This window comes from Nostoc sp., from assembly GCF_036919595.1.
GTDB lineage: Bacteria > Cyanobacteriota > Cyanobacteriia > Cyanobacteriales > Nostocaceae > Nostoc.
In genome coordinates this window covers 22,649-36,258 of the sequence record NZ_JBALCO010000106.1, presented here as the reverse complement: position 1 = coordinate 36,258, position 13,610 = coordinate 22,649, and the positions used below count along the sequence as shown (strand labels likewise).

Genomic DNA, 13,610 nt, shown 5'->3' with positions numbered 1-13,610 from the left:
TCAGCCTAACTACTTACGCTCAAAGGATTTTATCAGAGGATTGGCAGTATTTAATAATTGCTCAAGCAACTGAGATGCTTCTGGTTGATGGCGAACATAACTGTCAATAAATAGACTAATAATTTCGCTCATCAGCAAATGCAAGTTTTCTTGGGGTTGAGTAGCTTCTAAGTCGAGAGAGGGTCTAACTGTTCGCTGATTGGGATTTTATGTTCAGGACTTACGCACGGGTTATGAAAGAACGAACCACAGAGACACAGAGAAGCCAGTGCGCCCTTCTCCCAAGGGGAGACGCCAAGGGCGATAGCGAAGCGGTAGCGAGTCATCGAGCGAGCGTCTGCGGTTCCCCGACTTGTCCCTTGCGCGTCTCCCCGAATCACATTGGGAGAGGCTAGCGCCTGCCGTAGGATGCCCGTTCGCCGCAAGGCGTCCCGTTAGGGAAGGGCTGTAGGGAGAAGCAACTGGCGCAACACGGAGGAATGATTTGAGAGGTTTTTTGCGTAAGTCCTAACGTTGAATTCTGTTTACCTATTGGTAATTAAAAATATTAGTACAATAATTATACTTAACCCAATTGTAGGAAGTATTTTAGTAAACAATTGTGCCAATCTAGCAAATAACTTTTCAAGGGATTTACTTATGGCTAAAAAATATCAACCTAATCTAGAACAATATCAAGATGTCAGATTATCAGCCACCACAAGAATTTGGGTAATTACAGTCGCCATTCTGGGAGTTTGTGTCCCACTGTCAGCAGTTACCAGAAGCGGTGCTATTCTTCCTTTAGTTGCTATTGGTGGCGCAGCTGTTGGTACAGTTGCTGTTTGGCGTTCTGATGAGCAAAAATCTAAAACTAATTATTTGCAACAACAGCAAATAGAACTGTTAGAGCAAAGATTAGCGAATTTAGAAACAATTGTTAGCAGTGATGACTTAAACTTGCAAATGAAAATTAAACAGATCGAGGCAAAGGATGCTTTTGGCGACTCCTCTAATGTAAGTACTAGACCCAGACAACCAAAACGCAAAGGTTAAAATTAACCAATCTTCACCATTTATACTTATTTCAGATGATCTCCCCTAGAATCAGCGCTACTAGGTTATTTTTATGTAAATATTTATTGACTTAGCGTTACTGCAACCTTTGAAATCCCTCTCAGATTAAATTTTTTTTGCAGCTAGAACTGTTTCTAGGGAAACAGTATCTCGTTCTCCATCTCCGTTAGAATTAACTGACATCAACTAATTTTATATACTTCAGTTGCATCAGTTAATGAAATGTCTAAGTGCTATCCATCTATCTCTTTCCCGCAAACATCTGCCAATGGCTGTGTTTTATTAGACTGCTAACATTACTGAATTTTTAATTAACTAAGGTTATAAACTTGAGTAATTGCATTGGTATAGCTTACCTTAGGTATGCAATAGTTTGCCACAGGAATGCAGATGGATTGGATTAGCTTACTCAAAGCTCAACAAACTGACTTCCTTCAACGTGTGAAAAAACCTAAAACTTATGACTTATCTTTGCTGGAAAGTCAAGTTAAAGGTTCTCACACTGAAATAATCGGATTTCGGGGTGAGCCTTTGGCAAAACTCCAAGAACTTTCTCGCCAACAAGCAGAAGTTCTCGCCAAAAATCCGCCACCGACGCCGCCTGAATATCCTGAACCTCCCGACTGGACGATACCTTTTCCCAAATACTTCCAACGACAAGCGGAAGATTATTTTTTGCGGGAGCAAATCGTTGACAGGGTGATAACTGAACGCTTGGGGAAGTTATTAAAAAAGGTATCACAAGATACCTTGCAAAACATGATTTTAGATGATGAGGGAAATTTGTGTGGCGAAAGTAAATTTCCTTATGTCCTAAAAGATGATCCTCAGTTAAGTATTCAAGTTTATGTTGCTGATGGAGAAAGTTTTAATGGTATTAAGAAAGACAAAATTAAGTGGTCAGTTACTCAAGAAGATTTAAGAAGTCACCAAGGATTAATTTTTCTGTGTTTGTTTTATCCATCTATAGGTAAATTAGGTTACGAGAAGCAAAGTATAATAACAGGTTTTTTACCTACAAATATCCTTGAACTTACTGAACCAAAACTGGATATCAATCCGAGTAATTTGTTGTATGCGGGGGGGTTGAGTTGGTATTTAGAATCACTTATTGCTAAAAAAGACACGTCACCAGTAATTAATCAGAAAGCGATCGCAGAGACAATACAAACTCTACCATCAGAGCATTGCCTTAAGGGTATAGTCGGTGACTGGGAATGTTGGCAGACTTTGCAAGGGCACAACAGAGGGATTAATTGTCTAGCTTTCAGTTCAGCGTGTAATAATGGCAAAGCCTTACCGATATTGGCAAGTGGTAGTCGGGGAGAGACGAAGCTCTGGGATTTAAGCAAGGGTGAATTAATAGATACATTATCAGAGTATCCTTGGGTGATATCTGGGCTAGTGGATGAAGTGAATTCTCTGGCTTTTAGTTCAGATGGGCAGACTTTAGTGAGTTGCGGTGCAGATTCCACAATTAAGCTTTGGCACGTCGGCGCTTTAGACTTGATAGATATTTTGCACAAACATAATGGGGTAGTGCGGTGTGCTGCCTTCACCCCAGATGGCAGAATGTTAGCTACAGGCGGAGATGATCGGAAAATTCTGTTTTGGGATTTGATGCAACGTCAGGTTGCGATCGCCCTCTCTTTAGATGATACAGCTGCTCATTCCCTGGTTTTAAGTCGGGATGGGGAAACTCTGGTGACAGGTAGCTATCGCAAAATCAAAGTTTGGCGCACCTTACCCAAGACGGGGATAAAAAGTTTAAAGGACGCACAACCACTGCATACCCTCATGGGTCACTCTCACATCGTTCGTTCCTTGGCGATTAGTACAGATGGTAAAATACTCGTCAGTGGTAGCTGGGATCAAACGATTAAAATTTGGCATTTGGAGACTGTGGAATTACTTCATACTCTTAAAGGACATAGAGATAGAGTATATGCGATCGCTTTAAGTCCCGATGGTCAAATTATCGCTAGCGGTAGTGCTGATAAAACTATCAAATTGTGGCATCTACAAACCGGGGAATTGCTGGGTACGTTTACAGGTCATGGAAATATAGTCACAGCATTAGCTTTCACAGCTTCCGGGGAGATGTTAGTTAGCGGGAGTTTGGATAAGACTATTAAAATTTGGCAACGGAATTGAAGTTAAGACAGACGCGATTAATCGCGTTTGTTAATAAAACTCTGTTCATCCACCTTTAATACTCGTTAACGAGTCTTTGAACTGGATTCATCCACCTTTGAACTCCGTTAACGAGTCTTTGAACTGGATTCATCCACCTTTAATACTCGTTAATGAGTCTTTGAACTGGATTCATCCACCTCTGAACTCCGTTAACGAGTCTTTGAACTGGATTCATCCACCTTTAATACTCGTTAACGAGTCTTTGAACTGGATTCATCCACCTTTGAACTCCGTTAACGAGACTTTGAACTTTCCCCCTTCCCGACGCGAGAAGGGGGTTAGGTTTTTCGTGGGCTTTTTCAGATGCTGTGAAAAGTCAGTGCGAGACGTAGCAAGCTTTAAGAGTAGGCGATCGCTAACGCACATAATTAAATCATCCCCTCTATTTCACTCACTATGACTATTGCCAGTCAACCTCAACTAACTTTGGACGACTTCCTCAAACTGCCGGAAACTGAACCAGCATCAGACTTTATTAACAGGGAAATCATTCAAAAACCTATGCCTCAAGGTGAACATGGTCTGATCCAGACAATTCTATCTGAAGTGATTAACGGCGTAGCAAGAAATCAAAAAATTGCTGTAGCTATCACAGAACTGCGCTGTACCTTCGGCGGCGCTTCTATCGTCCCTGATGTGTCTCTGTTTCGCTGGGATAGAATTCCTAAAACTTCAACTGGCAGAATTGCCAATCGCTTTGAAATTCATCCCGACTGGGCAATTGAGATTCTTTCCCCAGATCAAAGGTTAAAAAAAGTATTGAGTAAATTATTGCATTGTTCACGCAATGGTACTGACCTCGGCTGGTTGCTAGACCCAGAGGATGAAACTATTTTGGCAGTATTTCCTGGACAGCGAGTGGAATTATACGAAGCTGCTGATAAATTACCCATCCTTGAAGGTATTCCGTTGGAACTAACCGTGGAACAAGTTTTTGGCTGGTTGAGTTTGACATAAAAAAGCGAACGCATTTCCTAGAGAAAGTTGCAAAGGATTGTATCTGTAGGTTTATTGTAGAAACTGGACGGTACAGCGCAAATTCGTATGTACCATAAAAATTTGTCTGCCGTGCTTTTATGGAAAATCAACTAGGATTTGTTCTGAAACTGCTTTTACTCTCGGCCTTGTTATCGTTGTTAATTAAATATGCAGGGCCAAGTCTATCAATTTTGCCGACAGCAACCAACGCGCTGATTATAGTATTGTTGCCAATTGTGATTATGGCGATCGCGCTACTGTGGCGATTCCAAGCACAGAAACAAAATTAACTCAAACCATTTACGTACAAGTGACTAAAATCAGCTAACCTAGCTGAATTACAACAAAATTGCATCTCGCCAACCGTTGGAAGTCAGCCTGTGAAACTCGGTCAATGGATCGGCTTAATCGCCATTGTTCTTTCTTTATACATCCTGTGGCAAATTCGGGAAGTACTTTTGCTCGTGTTTGCCGCAGTTGTGTTAGCCACCACCTTAAATCGGCTAGCGAAACGCTTCCAACGCTCAGGTATGAAGCGTGGATTCGCTGTCGTTCTCTCAGTAGCTATCTTTTTTGCCGGAATCGTGGGTTTTTTCTGGCTAATTGTGCCACCTTTTGCCCAGCAGTTTCAAGAACTAACCTATCGGGTTCCCCAAGGATTTGGACGCTTTAATAGTTGGCTTGACGGTCTGAGAAGCCGCATTCCTACTGAATTGATTCCTTACATCCCAGATTTAAACAGCCTGATCCAACAAGCACAGCCTATCGCCAATCGGGTATTAGGAAACTCCTTCGCCTTTGTATCTGGCTCGTTGGAAATTGTCCTCAAGGTTTTACTAGTGCTAGTTTTAACAGGAATGACATTAGCCAATCCTGTGGCTTACCGTAAAGTCTTTGTGCGGCTTTTCCCCTCATTTTATCGGCGACGAGTCGAAGGGATTTTAGATCAATGCGAAGTCTCCTTGGGGGGATGGGTAATAGGCGCTCTCATTGCTATGGGTGTAGTCGGGTTGATGAGTGTAATTGGCTTATCTATTTTGGCTGTAAAAGCAGCACTTGCTTTAGGGGTTTTGGCAGGATTTTTGAACTTAATTCCCAACCTCGGTCCAACGCTGAGTGTAGTACCAGCAATGGCGATCGCTCTGTTGGATGAACCCTGGAAAGCACTTGCTGTCTTGATTCTCTACTTTTTTATTCAACAGATTGAAAGTAATTTTATCACGCCGATTGTCATGGCGCATCAAGTTTCATTGCTACCTGCTGTAACTTTAATTTCCCAGTTATTTTTCGTGACTTTCTTTGGCTTTTTAGGATTATTTCTAGCACTACCTCTAACTGTCGTCGCTAAAATTTGGGTGCAAGAGGTATTAATTAAAGATGTTTTGGATCAATGGGGAAATAACCATAGAAAAGAGACTGAGTTTGTGATGGTTTCTGAATCTCCTGAAGTAGATGATTATTGGACATCAGAAAGTCCTGATATTAAAAAGGAGCGACCGATTGATCATGATATCTTGCAAAAAGAAGATTAGTTATATAGCAATCCGATTTGATTTGTGAGAATTGCAACCTTTAGATCCCCGATTTTTCTAAGAAGTCGGGGATCTTGTTTCTGCGCGTTTGATATCATGTCCGGTAAATTACTTGTGATTCCTACCTCACCTCTCAACAGCAGTCCCTCCCCTAATGGCTACCGTGTACATATAAGTCGGAAAACCTTCCTTACATATTGGCTTGGATCTCGTAGGGTGCATTATGGACATTAGTCCTAACGCACCGAAAATCTGTGATGGTGCAGTATCTTCAGGAATAACACTAATTAGCGATCGCTTTCCTACTCTTGGGGTAAACCGAAAATCTGGGATAGTGCCGTACCCTCAGGAATAACACACCCTAAAAAACTAGGTTTTTAGGACTTGTGTGTACACCCTAGTATTTCTTGTGTTTCTTAGTTTAAGGTTGCTCTAAGAGAATCGGTTCTGCTGCAATATCATCTAAATGGATCTGATCTAACAAATGCCGCCACTCTGCTTGCAGTGCTGCATCTTTAGGATTTTTCTGACGCAGTTGAGCCAGTATCGTCAGTGCGTCGTACCATATCCCGTTTTCAGCATAGATAGCATACTGCTTTAGAAGTTCTGGTGTTTGTAGCTTTTTGACTACGGTTGGATTTAGTTCGACTCGGACAATCACTCCTTCGACGAAAGTCGGAGGGGAAATCGTTTGCTTGTTACAGTTAATGGTGAAAAACCAGCGATATTGTTTGTTTAGTGCTAACGCAGGAGCAGTGGAAGGTAGAGAAACGCGGATGACTCCTGGTTTATCTGGTAGAGCGATCAGTGGGCGGTAAATATCGTTAGAGTCCTGATCTTGCAGCACAAATTCAACTTCATAGGGAGAATTTTTGGTATAAGGCACATAGAATAACCAACTTGGCCGTTCTAGGGTTGTCTGTCCCCAGACATTGATCACTTTAGCTGACTCAGTAAAGGGCACTAAAGCAGTCAGGTTGGGTTTAGTAAGTGGACATGCCGATTCCCCACGCTTCGCTCCACCACGAACGCGACCTCCAGGAGGGGGGCCAGGTGGAAGTGGAGGTTGATTAAAGGTTGTGGCTTGGGCAAGGGTCGTTTTAGCATTACGATCGCTAAGTGAAGAACTAAGAGTTGGTTTTGCAAGGACTGGAGTCAGGCTAACTAGTAAACTGGTGCAGCTAAAAGCTACTACAAACAGTTTTATCAGTTGTGAATTTGACTTCATAAAAACCTTACCTTAAGTATGTAAACCTTGTAGATTTATCTGCTGATTATCCAAAAATTTAATCAAAAAATCTTTTCCTATTCCCTATTCGTCACCCGAACTTTTGTTTTTGAATTATAAATTGACATCAAAGCAACCGTAGCTACCAACGACAAAGCCGAAGGTATAAACGGCACCCAAGCACCCGAAATTAACAGATTAAAGCAAATTATATACAGAATACTAGAGGTAATACTGATTGCCAATGCCAACCAAGGGAACGAAAGCCTTCGCCAAGCCAGGACTCCCCCCACCAAAGACCAGCCCCAAATCCAGACCACCTCAACCCACAGTGACCAAACCCGCAGCAACGGCCGCCCATCCTGGACAGCACTGAGGAGCTGGCTGACCATATGCGCTTGTACCAACACTCCTGGCATTTTCTTTAAAGCAGCGCCATAGGGTGTAGCCCAGGCGTCTGGAGAATCGCCCTTTGCCACCACACCAATCAAAACAATCTTGTCTTTGATAACACTGGGGTCAATCGGATTAGAAGATAAAAATTTGGTTAGCTTTATCTGTTGGGCTATCTCTTTTGAGGAACGGTAGTTGAGCAAGATTTGACCGCCATTAGCATCAATATTTTGATAGCCACCAGTACGAGATTTCAGATTTAGAAAAATAGTTTTACCCAGCTGCAAATTCCCTTGAGTGATCTTTCGTTCAATTCCTAAGGGTTGTAGATAGAGAGAGGCCAGTTCTACACTGAATGCATAACGAGCAGGACACAACGATGTCGGCTCTGGGTTCATGAACAGGAGATGCCGACGGATAACTTCATCATTATCATTAATAAAGTCACTGAATCCCAGATTTGTTGTGGGGATTTCTGGTGGCGGCTTAATGCCTGGGATATTTACTGTGCCATCGCTCCCCTTACATGCGCCAATCAAATTCTGAGTTTTTTGGAGACGAGTAATTAAATCTTTGTCTTTAGCGGGAAAATCACGGATGATATCCAAGCCGATCACGCGGGGTTGGTATTGATTCAGTTTTTCCAGGAGTTTGTTGAGAGATTTTTCGGAAATGGAAGCGCCGATCAAGGACTCGCCATTTTGTCTTTGAGTTGCTATATCGTCATCATCAATTGTGATTACTAGCAGGCGCGAATCTAGTCCTTCTGCAGGGCGCGATCGCATCATTTGGTCAAAGGCTTGCATCTCGGTACTTTCCACCAATCCTAGCCATCTCACTCCACAAACCAAGGCTGTAATCGCCAAACTCGATAACAAGGTTATCGTAAATCTGCGTTTGTGAGATAAAGCTAAATTCGGTATATCTTCAGTTTTTGTAGACCTTAATTCATCCCAAGTGGGTGGTATCTGGGCTGGATTTTGGCAAATCATTGGTAGCCAAGTTGCACAGGGAAATCGATCCTCAAGTCCTTGCAATCGTTCCCGCCCTTGGCGTACCGCTTGATATAAAGACTTCCCATTGGCAAAGCCTTTGAGAAAATACTGTAAAAACTCCTTAGCAACCTGGTCTGGAACCGGTTCGCGCATAACGATCATTTGAGGAATTTGCAAATCAGCTAATTCTCGCGCCAATCCCAATCCATCACAGGAGTTGAATATAGCTAGTTGCAAACCGTTTTCAATGGCTTTCCTAAGAGCGTACTTTAACTCGCCAATGGTAAGGCTATCAGTTTTATTCAGGTAAATTCGTCCGCTTTCTCCATTTTTATTACTGGAACTGTGCCCAGCAAAGAAGAGAATATCCCAGTTTTTTCCCCAGAGATGGTCAGTCAATTCCTTACGTTGTGGTTCTACCAGAAAGCTGACGTCTGCATTAGCACACTGTTGCAGTAAAGCTAGATCAGCCTGGGTGTCAATCCCTTGACTATTGCCCACAATTGCTAAAATGTTGACTAATTTATTTGGAGTGCGTGGCTTATGAATGCGATCATAGGATGGTGAAGAAAGGGCGATTTCAGCCTTGGGGTAGCGTTCTAACAAATCCCACAGATGCCAGGGTAATAGTTGCAATTGCCTATTTTCTGTTTGCAGAATCACCCGCACTTCTTCCGTGGACGACAATCTTTCTAACCATTTTTCCCTCAAAGGGCGAAACTCCTCTGCTCGCAGCCAGGTATTAAAACGTGCCCGCAAAATATGGGAAGTGTTTTCGCAGTCTTGAATCATCGATACATTCGTCACCTGCATTTGGTCAGCATGGAGGCGATAACGATTGCCTATCTGCCGATAACAAGACTGCCAATGACTGTAATAGAGCGGCATTTCAGGGAATGAAGGTAGCCTCCCCGTGATTTCTGTTGCAGCACGCTCGTGTTCTTCACCAATTTGGAGAGTTACAGCAAACCCCTGCTCAAAACTACCCTCTCCGAATTTCAGAACCACTAACTTACCCATGACTGTCACTAATCTCCCTGTGCAAAATCATGCCCTGTTCTAATGTTTCATAACAAGCTCCACAATCTTTTACAGACCTTTTTAAAAATCTCCAAAAGTCGGCTTGAATTTTTCACCTTTAATTTTTAATGAACCAATTACCACTTAATAAATTACCAACAAAGAAGGAAGATAGCTATATGTTTCAAATCCGAAAATATTCGGTAATGCTAATATCATTGATAGCTACCTTAACGCTAAATTGCTCTGTAGGTTCCCCGCGAAACTGCAACTGAATATAATTGTCTAATTTTCTCGATTGAGCATTTAGAAATACTGCTCCCGAACTATCTAGAACGGTGAGATTAACTCCTGAGGGCAAATAGATTTGATTCCCAGTGGCGTGCAATTGGAGACGAATACTGGTTTGTTGATTTTCTTCTAGGCTGATTTCCACAATTAACATGACGGGTTGGTTGAGAATTTGGATACCCAAATCAATCAGTTTTGCCCGTTTAGTAATTGATTCTGGTTCGTTAAGGGTATTTAGTTCCAAAGTTTCAGTACTGCGAAAGGCATAAGCTGGTCTGAGTTCCGGCACGTTCCACAGGGATTCAATAGTCTGCCAACCTGTCTCAAATATACCAGCAAACCACTGATTTAAATTCACCAGTAAACTAACTGGGGATTGGCGCAGTTGACTCAGGTGGTCGATAAACGCTTCCAATGGTTGCAATTGTTCTAAAAGCAGTGTTTCAGTTGCGACACTAGGCATAAAACCAAGCAGCCTCGCTTCTTGGAGCGATTCATCAACTTGAACTGCTAAATAACCTACCCGTTCTTCCCAGGTTTCTGGAGGGATGGAACATATCTGCTGGTGTTCCTGCACAGGGCGACACTCTAGACGACCAACTGAGGGCACCTCTAAGTCAGCTATATTCCCACAGAGGCGCATGATGGAATTCCAGCTGTCACTAGCTTGCAGGTCAGTAGGAATATCCATCATTTCCAAGTAGTCATTCACCACCCACACAGCCAGCGTATTCAGCCGAACTTGTTCTGCTTTTTCAGGATTTGGCTGCTGGTTAGCAAATTGCTGGGCAGTTATGCGAGCTGATTGGGAAATCGGTAATGTTAAAGAGAAGTCGTCTAGCTGATAGGTGGAGTTATTCATAAGTCAATCTTTAGGGATCAATGCTGCTATATACATATCATCCGCATTCACTAAATTTATGCCACAAAATAGAGAATGATTATTGGAAAATTGGGGATTGAGAGGTTTGAGGTTCTGAGGTGGATGAAGGGAGTTCTCAAAGAGATGAACGAAGGAAGTTCTTAAAGAGATGAATGAGTCTCTAATTTTCTTTGTTCCCAGTCCCCAATCCCCAAATCACAACCAATTGCCAATCAACACATAGGCAGACCAAAAGCTTGGCGCTCTGTAGTTGGGATGGTTCACCAGTTGTAACTGGGCAAGTTGGACAGCTTTAGCTTTGGTGATTTTGCCACTGTTGAGTTTTTGATAGAAGGCACTAACAAACATTGCTGTCGATTCATCATCAATCTGCCACAGCGAGGCTATGGTGCTGCGTGCCCCAGCTCGGACAGCTGCTCCTGCAAGACCCAGTGCTGCACGCTTGTCTCCTGTTGCTGTTTGGCAAGCACTCAAAACTAATAGTTCTACTATGGTTTTACCCTGACTGCTGAAGAGAGTATCAAAATCCTTGACATTGATCTCACCATCAAAATCCAAAATAAAAGTGTCTTCAAGGCGGGAACTAAACTGACCGTGGGTTGCTAAATGCACTATGTTGAATGGAGCAGCACCAATTTTACTCTCTAAATTCTTTTTCTTAAAATCTTTATCTAGTAGGCTAGTTGTCGAGATTCCGGCTTTGCTAATCCCGTCGAATTCAGATTCGATCGCAAGCAACGGTGCAAAGTTGGAAAAACCTGGTGGCGGCTTAGTCAGTCCTGCGGTTAGCGCTTTTAGTTGCTGTTTTACCAGTGGTTTAGGGCTGAGGAGTTGCAGACCGACGCTCAGAGCAATTGCATATTTCTCTACTAAGTATTTCTTGCCATCATAGAGAGCTGCCATTGGTAAATTGCGTAACGGGCCATCTAAGACGAACACTAGGGTATCTACCCGACTTTTTTGCAATTCTAACTCAATCGGTTTGAGTAGCCAGTTATAAACTTGGTGCGAGTGGGTTTGGACGGCTTTGGTAGCGGTGGGATCAACAAGATTTTTTTGCAGTTCTACTAAGAGTTTCTCTACTTCTGGGCGGGAAATCTGAGTAGTGTAGCTTTGCAGGGGTTGTTTGGGAATTTTGACAATTACCTGGAGTTCTTTTTGAAGAATAATTGGATAGAGGATGGCGGCTCTGGCATTTTCTTTTTCTACCACTTGATCAAGGGCTACTCTCTGACCTTGCAGGCAAGCTTCCTGGAAGAAGTTGTCCAATTCTGCTAGTTGGAGTGCTTCAATCCGCTCTCGTGCTTTCTCCAATATTTTTTCATCTGATTTTTCTTTTTGGGATTTCAGTAGTAACTCTACTGACTCTCGGTAGACGGGTTCTACGCTGTCCCGGAAGGTGAATTGCACATCCTGATTCACTACATTACTAACTATTAAATCTCTGCGGAGAGACTCAAGAGTTTCCACAGCAAGATCATATGCCCTAATCGCACCATTAATATCTTTTTGTGCCCGAAGCAATCTACCTAACTGCCACTCCAAGGTATAGATAATTTCTGGTGCATTGCTGCTCTGTGCCAAAGCTAATCCTTGCAGGGTCAGGTCTTGCGCCTTTGACCACTGTCCGGTTTCTTCGTACAAACCGCCTAAACTTTTCAGAGCATAGGCTTCTGCCCGCTTGTCCCCTAAACTACGGGATTGCTGGATGGCCCTGGTGAGTAATACTATTGAGTCTTTTATGCTGAATTCAGAGTAGTAATTCTGACTAGATATTGGTAACACACCACTCTTGATTTTTAAGATACTTTGTGAATAATTAATTTGAGCGTAAATACTAGCACGGCTGAGGGGGAGTTGATCGAGTTGGGACTCAATCAATGGTGAGAGAGTGTGAACTTCTGCCCATCGTTGATCTTCAATGAGTAGGCTCAGGTGATTGAGTTGCGCTTGCACTTTTGTCAGAGGTGAAGGAGATGCAGCAACTGTTTGTTGATAATAGGCGATCGCCTGTATATTGTCTTGTTTTTTACGGGCATGATTCCCCAAACTGAACAGACTTGCCGCAATATCAGTGCTTGATTGCAGATGTTGAGCAATCATCAGACTTTCTTCTAGCGCCTGGTATGAGTCTTTCAAATTCCCCACTACCAAAAGGGCATCACCGAGCGATCGCAAACTCACTGTCTTTTCTCTAGAGTCTGGTTGAGACTTTAACGTCTGACTTATCTCTTCGAGTGTTTTCACAGCCCGAGGGTAAAGTCCTTGGCTTCGCAACGCCTGTGCTTGATTGATTAGCGATCGCACCACACCGCTTTGATCATCTGCTTGCCTGTAAATTTTTTCCGTCTGCCGCCAAGTTTCTAAAGCCTCCTCGACCTGTCCCATTGTTAGTTGGAGACGACCTTGAATATCTAGTGATTGGGCAAATATTTTTTGCAGATTTTGGTTTTCATCCTGTTGTTTTAGCAAATTTAAGCTCTCTGTAATTGCCTGCTGTGCCTGACTCCATGCACCCAGTTGCTGGTAAGCTAGGGAAAGATTACTTAGTGTTACTGCCAGGCTGAGGCTGTTATTTTGCTGCTTAGATGCTTGGACAGCCTGTTGTAACACTTCTACCGCCTTGGCAAAGTTTCCAGCCTTATATAAAATTTGGCCCTGCTCTAATAGTGAGGCGGGGTCAGCGGCCACAGCCAACGATATAAGACTATTAATTGGTAGTTGGGATGAGGAATTAATTGAGCCAGGAACTTTTGCCAGTACGGGTGAACTAAGGATGCATAGCAAAGCTATTAGGAAGTGCAAAGGCAAACGTAAAAAGTGAGCTAGCGTGGTTTTCTGCCAACACCCTGGCTGCTTTTGCCTTTTAACTTTTACAGAATTCGCGCCAAAAATCGTAGTTGGTTTAGTCATAAGCATGACAAAAGATAAGTGATAACCAAGAACGCACAGGATTAACTGTAGGTGTTTGGGCTACCAGGGTAATGTTACCATTGACATCCATTACTTATCCCTGACCCTTCCACAATCTTATTTTT

The 13,610-nt window shown here is 42.8% G+C and carries 13 protein-coding genes; 7 read left to right on the top strand and 6 right to left on the bottom strand.

Going from position 1 to position 13,610, the window contains the following annotated elements; translation table 11 throughout:
* Positions 1–9: 9 nt before the first annotated feature.
* On the bottom strand, positions 10–132 hold the full coding sequence (locus V7K21_RS16455) for a hypothetical protein (protein ID WP_335175966.1): 123 nt from the start codon (positions 130–132) through the stop codon (positions 10–12).
* A 35-nt stretch (positions 133–167) separates the two neighbouring features.
* Positions 168–425 carry a hypothetical protein gene (locus V7K21_RS16450; RefSeq protein ID WP_335175964.1) on the bottom strand — a complete coding sequence of 86 codons (258 nt, stop codon included), beginning with the start codon at positions 423–425 and terminating at the stop codon, positions 168–170.
* A 214-nt stretch (positions 426–639) separates the two neighbouring features.
* On the opposite strand from V7K21_RS16450, the gene V7K21_RS16445 reads away from it, so the two are divergent.
* From V7K21_RS16445 to V7K21_RS16415, 7 genes are all read left to right on the top strand, one after another.
* Positions 640–1,035: a hypothetical protein gene (locus tag V7K21_RS16445; RefSeq protein ID WP_335175962.1), complete on the top strand. Its 396-nt coding sequence runs from the start codon at positions 640–642 to the stop codon at positions 1,033–1,035.
* Positions 1,036–1,446: 411 nt separating this feature from the next.
* Positions 1,447–3,210 carry a WD40 repeat domain-containing protein gene (locus tag V7K21_RS16440; RefSeq protein WP_335175960.1) on the top strand — a complete coding sequence of 588 codons (1,764 nt, stop codon included), beginning with the start codon at positions 1,447–1,449 and terminating at the stop codon, positions 3,208–3,210.
* Between the two features lie 76 nt (positions 3,211–3,286).
* On the top strand, positions 3,287–3,652 hold the full coding sequence (locus V7K21_RS16435; protein ID WP_335175958.1) for a hypothetical protein: 366 nt from the start codon (positions 3,287–3,289) through the stop codon (positions 3,650–3,652).
* Entirely contained in the window at positions 3,649–4,209 is a 561-nt protein-coding gene (locus tag V7K21_RS16430; protein WP_335175956.1) for a Uma2 family endonuclease, read from the top strand. The genes V7K21_RS16435 and V7K21_RS16430 overlap by 4 nt, the downstream gene beginning before the upstream one ends.
* A 119-nt stretch (positions 4,210–4,328) precedes the next feature.
* The gene (locus V7K21_RS16425; protein ID WP_335175954.1) at positions 4,329–4,520 is read left to right on the top strand and encodes a hypothetical protein; all 192 of its coding nucleotides are present in this window, start codon (positions 4,329–4,331) and stop codon (positions 4,518–4,520) included.
* 90 nt (positions 4,521–4,610) lie between these two features.
* Positions 4,611–5,762 (top strand): AI-2E family transporter, encoded by a 1,152-nt coding sequence (locus tag V7K21_RS16420; RefSeq protein ID WP_335175952.1) that lies wholly within the window; start codon positions 4,611–4,613, stop codon positions 5,760–5,762.
* Positions 5,763–5,985: 223 nt separating this feature from the next.
* Positions 5,986–6,117: a hypothetical protein gene (locus tag V7K21_RS16415; RefSeq protein ID WP_335175950.1), complete on the top strand. Its 132-nt coding sequence runs from the start codon at positions 5,986–5,988 to the stop codon at positions 6,115–6,117.
* A 66-nt stretch (positions 6,118–6,183) separates the two neighbouring features.
* Here the strand turns inward: V7K21_RS16415 and V7K21_RS16410 are convergent, their stop codons facing one another.
* From V7K21_RS16410 to V7K21_RS16395, 4 genes are all read right to left on the bottom strand, one after another.
* Positions 6,184–6,990, bottom strand: a complete 807-nt coding sequence (locus V7K21_RS16410) for a DUF928 domain-containing protein (protein WP_335175948.1) — start codon at positions 6,988–6,990, stop codon at positions 6,184–6,186.
* A gap of 77 nt (positions 6,991–7,067) precedes the next feature.
* Entirely contained in the window at positions 7,068–9,398 is a 2,331-nt protein-coding gene (locus V7K21_RS16405; RefSeq protein WP_335175946.1) for a CHASE2 domain-containing protein, read from the bottom strand.
* A 184-nt stretch (positions 9,399–9,582) separates the two neighbouring features.
* Complete coding sequence (locus tag V7K21_RS16400) at positions 9,583–10,551, bottom strand: DUF1822 family protein (protein WP_335175944.1); 969 nt, start codon at positions 10,549–10,551, stop codon at positions 9,583–9,585.
* A gap of 216 nt (positions 10,552–10,767) precedes the next feature.
* Positions 10,768–13,491, bottom strand: a complete 2,724-nt coding sequence (locus V7K21_RS16395) for a CHAT domain-containing protein (RefSeq protein WP_335175942.1) — start codon at positions 13,489–13,491, stop codon at positions 10,768–10,770.
* Between the last annotated feature and the right edge of the window lie 119 nt (positions 13,492–13,610).